This is a genomic window from Amycolatopsis sp. NPDC058986, from assembly GCF_042741125.1.
Taxonomy (GTDB): domain Bacteria; phylum Actinomycetota; class Actinomycetes; order Mycobacteriales; family Pseudonocardiaceae; genus Amycolatopsis.
The window spans coordinates 1-5148 of the sequence record NZ_JBHYJW010000128.1 but is presented as its reverse complement, the minus strand read 5'-3'; the positions used below and the strand labels follow the sequence as shown (position 1 = coordinate 5148).

The following is a 5148-nucleotide window of genomic DNA, read 5'->3' as shown; positions in this document are numbered from 1 at the left end:
CAGTGGCGTGGCCTGGCTACCCGCTACGACAAGCTCGCCATCGTCTACCGATCCGCAGTGGTCCTACACGCCGTAATCACCTGGACCAAAGCATTATCAGACACGCCCTAGGCGGGGCGGCCCGCGCCGGCGTAGTCGTCGCCTCGCGTGTGATACGTGTGGATCTGGATCGCCTGGCCCTCGGTCGGCGCGTTGATCATCAGGCCGTTGCCGAGGTAGAGGCCGACGTGGTGGATGTCGACGGCGGGGTTGCCGTAGAAGACGAGGTCGCCGAGCTTCGGCTCCTGGTCCCCCGGCACGCGCTGGGTCGCGAGGTACTGGGTGTGCGCCGTCCGCGGCAACGCGACGCCCGCGCTGTCGTAGGCGGCCTTGGTCAGCCCGGAGCAGTCGAACCCGGCGGAACCCGCCTCGGGCCCGTTGCCGCCCCAGACGTACGGAAGGCCGAGCTGGCCGAGCGCGAACCGGGTCGCGCGCACCGCCGGGGTTCCGGACTTCGCCGGGTCGAGCGAGAGCGTGGCGTACAGCTGGGCGTTGCCGAGTACACGCTGCCTGAACAATTCTGCGTCGTTGCCACCGGAGTTCTTGTAGTTCGCGATGGCCTTCCACCAGCCGTTGCCGCCGCCGAGGTCGCCGCCGCCCGCGCACAGCGCGCGCCCGGCCGCGACCGACGCCGCGTCGACGTCGGTCACCACGGGCTTCGCGATCCCGGGTGTCCCGCCGCCGTACCTGCTCCACTGCGCCGGGGACAGGCCGAGCGGTCCGCGCTGCGGATCCGCGGTCCGGCCGTGGTTCGAGCTCGCCGCGCCGACCCCGGCCAACGTCACCCAGGACAGATGGCAGTTCGGCTGCTCGGAACGCAGCTGGAGCTCGCCGTTGGCGTAGCCGATGAGCGCGTTCGCCGGGATGTCGAGCGGTCCGGCCAGTTTGTCGGCCCAGTCCTGGAGCGGGTTCCGGCCGCCGCTCGCCCCGCCCTGGCTCGGCTCCTTCGCCTTGACCGGCGCGCTCACCTCGAGGACGGACGGGCCGGACGCCGCCGCGCCGCTGTTCGCCGCGGGCACCGGGACGGGCGGCGGCGTGGGTGCCGGGGTGTCCTCACCACGAGTCACCAGCCAGCCCGCAGTGGCCAGCCCGGCCACCAGCGGCAGGGCGACCAGCCCGCGCAGGGCCGCGCCACGGGCCCAGGAAGTCGGCTTCGGAGCGGCTTCGGGCACGGGTTCGGGCGGCGTCACGTCGTCCAGGTTAGAAGAGCCCACTCCTGCCTAACGAGCGGACGGCTTGCGCGTTAGGGGGACTCTCATATTGTGGGCGCATGTCGTCCATCGATGGTGCGCTCCTGCGGGACCGGCTCGGCGACCGGTACGCCGCGGTCGAGGTCGTGCCCAGCACCGGCTCCACCAACGCCGACCTGCGGGAAGCCGTCGCGAAGGGCGCCGCCGACCGGACCGTGCTGCTCGCCGAGGAACAGACCGCCGGGGTCGGCAGGCGGGCCCGTTCCTGGGTTTCGCCGAAGGGGTCCGGCCTGTATCTCAGTGTCGCGCTCCGACCGCACGGCGTGTCGTTCACGGCGCTGGGCTCGCTGTCGATCGTCGCCGGGCTCGCCGTCCGCGCGGTCGCCGGACGGCTCGGCGTGGACGCGGTGCTGAAGTGGCCCAACGACGTCCTCGCCGGGCCTTCGCGCGCGAAGTGCGCGGGCATCCTCGCCGACGCGGTCGCCGGCGACGACGCCTCGGTGGTGCTCGGGATCGGGCTCAACGTGCTGCCACTCGGCGAGAACGTCCCCGCGGGCGCGGGCGGGCTGCCCGCCACGTCGCTGGCGGAACAGGGCGCGAACAGCACCGAGCGCGGCGAGATCGCGGCGCTGCTGCTCACCGAGCTGGACGACCGGGAGCGCCGCTGGCGCCTCGCCGGGGGCGACCTCACCGAGGCCGGGCTGCTGGGCGAATACCGGCAGCACTGCGCCACGCTCGGCCAGGACGTCGAGGTCCAGCTGCCGGACGGCACCACGCTGTCCGGCCGGGCCGCCGACGTCGATGCCGCCGGGCAGCTGCAGGTCGACGTCGCCGACGGGCGCAGGCACACGGTCTTCGCGGGTGACGTCGTGCACGTTCGCCCCGCCTGAGGGGAAACGCCGCGTCACCCGGTCGCGAGCGGGTGTCCCGCCGGTACGGTGAAGGCACCAGCGCCGCATAACACCTTGGGAGCGTCCGCCGTGGCCTATCCGGACGATTTGCTCAGCGAGCAAGAGCACGTCGTAGTGCACAGTCACCCGCATTTCAAGATGCTGATCTGGCCCGTCATCGCGCTGCTCGTGGTCCTCGGCGGCGGCACCTGGCTCGCCATCCTGGCGAAGGACGCGTCGTCGCCGTGGAACTCCGTCGGGCTGATCGCGCTCGGCGTCGTGGCGCTCGTGCTGGTGGTGTGGCTCTTCCTGACCCCGCTCGTCCGCTGGCGCACGACGCACTTCATCGTCACCACCGACCGGCTGATCGCGCGCGAGGGCGTGCTCAAGCGCACCGGCATCGACATCCCGATGTCGCGGATCAACAGCGTGCAGTTCGAACACGGGCTCACCGACCGGATCTTCGGCTGCGGCACGCTCATCATCGAGTCGGCCTCGCACGAGCCGCTCCGCTTCGACGACATCCCGCGGGTCGAGCACGTGCACACGGTGATCTACCGCGAGGTCAACGACAACCCGTACGACGATTACCGTGAGGAAGGGCCGCAGGACACCGAGCCCCTGCCGCCGCAGGGGCATCCGCGGCGCGGGAACCGGAGGGCCTGATGGGCGCGCGCGAAGCAGGGCTACCGGACGTCGTCCCGTCGGCCTCGGGACTGCCGGAGCGGGTGACCATCTGGGAGGTCGGGGCCCGGGACGGGCTGCAGAACGAGAAGGCGGTCGTCCCGGTCGAGGTGAAGCTGGAGTTCCTCGACCGGCTCGCCACCGCCGGGCTCACCACCCTCGAAGCGACCAGCTTCGTGCACCCGAAGTGGGTCCCGCAACTGGCCGACGCGGAGCAGGTGCTGGCGGGCCTCGACCGCCGCGAGGGCGTCCGTTATCCGGTGCTGGTGCCGAACGAGCGCGGCCTGAACCGCGCGCTGGACGCCGGCGTCGCGCACATCGCGATCTTCGCCAGCGCCACCGAGACGTTCGCGCAGCGCAACCTCAATTCCACTGTGGACGAACAGTTCGCGATGTTCGAGCCGGTCGTCACCCGCGCCCGTGCCGAGGGACTGGACGTGCGCGGCTACCTGTCGATGTGCTTCGGTGACCCGTGGGAGGGCGCGGTCGCGACCGAGCAGGTCGTCAAGGCGGGCAAGCGGTTGCTCGACCTCGGCTGCTCGCAGCTCTCGCTGGGCGACACGATCGGCGTCGCCACCCCTGGCCAGGTCGAGGCGCTGATCTCGGGCTACCGCGAAGCCGGTGCCGACGTCGGCACGCTCGCGGTGCACTTCCACGACACCTACGGCCAGGCCCTGTCGAACACGCTCGCCTCGCTCCACTGTGGAGTGTCCACTGTGGATTCGTCGGCGGGCGGGCTCGGCGGCTGCCCGTACGCGGAGTCGGCGACCGGGAACCTGGCCACCGAGGACCTCGTGTGGATGCTCGACGGACTGGGCATCGAGCACGGCGCGAACCTGGACGCGCTCGTCGAGACCAGCGTGTGGATGGCCGGGAAGCTCGGCAGGCCGAGTCCGTCCCGGGTGGTCAACGCGCTGGCGAAGTGACCCGCTTCGGCGAACTGACCGTGACCACCCGGATGGGGGCCACGGCACCAACGATCGAGTGACTCCTCCCTCGTTCGGGGAAATGTCCGCTGCGGACGGAACCGGGTGGGTGGAAGATGCGTCGAACGTGATACCGCCCGTCTGACCCGACGGCGGGAGGACCGAGCCGGAGGGGGTGTCGTGGCCGACGTGCCGTCGCAGCCCGAACCGGGCGACACCGAGGTCGAGACCGGCCCGGTCCAGCTGCCGTCGCAGTACGGCGGCCTGCTCGACTCGCGGGGTTTCGACGAGGTGCCCACTCCGCCGTCCGGGTTCGGCCCGCCCGCGCCGTGGCCGCGGGCGATGGCCCCGGTGGTCCCGCCGGTCTCCCCGCCCGTTCCGCCGCCTGCCGTTCCGCCTTTGGCCGGGCCGCCCGGCAAGCCGCCGCTCGGGGCGCTGCGGACCGAGCGGGAGAGCGTCGTCGCGCTCTTCCTCGTGCACATGTTCCCGATCGGCCATCTGCCGGTCGCCACCGACCGGCCCGCCCGGCAACTGCCGCTGCCCGGCGACGCCGTCGCGGCAGGCCCCTTCGAGCACCCCGACGCCGAACTGCTCGACGACGCCTCGGCGTACGAGAACGTCCGCGCCGGTTTCCGTCGTTCGGCCACGGTGCCCTCGGCGGCGGCGCCTCCGGAGCTGTCCGAGGACTACGAACCGGCGACCGGCGTCGAGGACCAGGGCTGGCCGCCCGGCGCGTTGTTCCCCGACGGCGGCCTCGACGCCGCCGAGCCCGTCATCCTGCCGGAAGGCGCGCTGCTCGACCGCTTCGGCGGCGCCGAAGGCCGCGTCTTCGCCGTCGACGGCACGCCGTTCGCACGACGCTCGCTGCCGCCGTCGGCGCTCGACGCGGGATACCGGCGTTACCGCGTGACGCGGCCGGTACCGATGTGGCGTTCGGTGTCGGCCGAGTGGTTCGGGCAGCCGGGCGGCGGGACACGGCTGCGTGCCGTGCTGAGCGCGGACGAGCTGGTCACCTTGGGATTCCTGGCCGACATCACGGGGGAAACGCGATGAACACGCAGTCGATCGTGCGCTGGCTCGACGCGCTGGGTGTGCCGCCCGAGGTGGTGTCGATCGGGGCCGAGGCCGACAACGCCTGGTGTGTGCTGCGAACGGACGACGACGCGGCCGGGGCCTCGTGGGAGGTGTTCTGGCGCGAGCAGGGCAACCGGTACGACTGGGCGCGGTTCAGCAGCGAGCAGGTCGCCTGTCACTACCTGTTCGGCCGCCTCGCCTGGGCCCAGGTCGCCCGCGGCGCCGTCGGCCTCCTGCCCAGCTGACCCCGCCCGGCAAGCGATAGCAAAGGTCCCTTGCTCCCTTTCCGCAGGTCAGGAATGCCGTTAAGGCCACCTTACGGGCGTCTGACGCCCGTAAGGTGGC

The 5148-nt window shown here is 72.1% G+C and carries 6 protein-coding genes; 5 read left to right on the top strand and 1 reads right to left on the bottom strand.

The window, feature by feature from the left end:
• Nucleotides 1-107: 107 nt before the first annotated feature.
• Complete coding sequence (locus ACFW0G_RS45245) at nt 108-1229, bottom strand: C40 family peptidase (RefSeq protein WP_378331781.1); 1122 nt, start codon at nt 1227-1229, stop codon at nt 108-110.
• A gap of 80 nt (nt 1230-1309) precedes the next feature.
• On the opposite strand from ACFW0G_RS45245, the gene ACFW0G_RS45240 reads away from it, so the two are divergent.
• The 5 genes from ACFW0G_RS45240 (at nt 1310) to ACFW0G_RS45220 (ending at nt 5048) form a co-directional block, all read left to right on the top strand.
• Nucleotides 1310-2119, top strand: a complete 810-nt coding sequence (locus ACFW0G_RS45240) for a biotin--[acetyl-CoA-carboxylase] ligase (protein WP_378331780.1) — start codon at nt 1310-1312, stop codon at nt 2117-2119.
• Between the two features lie 90 nt (nt 2120-2209).
• Complete coding sequence (locus ACFW0G_RS45235) at nt 2210-2785, top strand: PH domain-containing protein (protein WP_378331779.1); 576 nt, start codon at nt 2210-2212, stop codon at nt 2783-2785.
• Nucleotides 2785-3729, top strand: coding sequence for a hydroxymethylglutaryl-CoA lyase (locus ACFW0G_RS45230; protein WP_378331778.1), 945 nt, complete (start codon nt 2785-2787; stop codon nt 3727-3729). The genes ACFW0G_RS45235 and ACFW0G_RS45230 overlap by 1 nt, the downstream gene beginning before the upstream one ends.
• A gap of 180 nt (nt 3730-3909) precedes the next feature.
• Entirely contained in the window at nt 3910-4782 is an 873-nt protein-coding gene (locus tag ACFW0G_RS45225; RefSeq protein WP_378331777.1) for a TNT domain-containing protein, read from the top strand.
• Nucleotides 4779-5048, top strand: coding sequence for a hypothetical protein (locus ACFW0G_RS45220; protein ID WP_378331776.1), 270 nt, complete (start codon nt 4779-4781; stop codon nt 5046-5048). Before ACFW0G_RS45225 ends, ACFW0G_RS45220 begins: the two co-directional genes overlap by 4 nt.
• The last annotated feature ends 100 nt before the right edge of the window (nt 5049-5148 follow it).

Excerpts from the sequence above, each read along its gene's own strand:
- ACFW0G_RS45240 (WP_378331780.1), top strand. The coding sequence starts at position 1,310 with ATGTCGTCCATCGATGGTGCGCTCCTGCGGGACCGGCTCGGCGACCGG.
- ACFW0G_RS45220 (WP_378331776.1), top strand. The coding sequence starts at position 4,779 with ATGAACACGCAGTCGATCGTGCGCTGGCTCGACGCGCTGGGTGTGCCG.
- ACFW0G_RS45230 (WP_378331778.1), top strand. The coding sequence starts at position 2,785 with ATGGGCGCGCGCGAAGCAGGGCTACCGGACGTCGTCCCGTCGGCCTCG.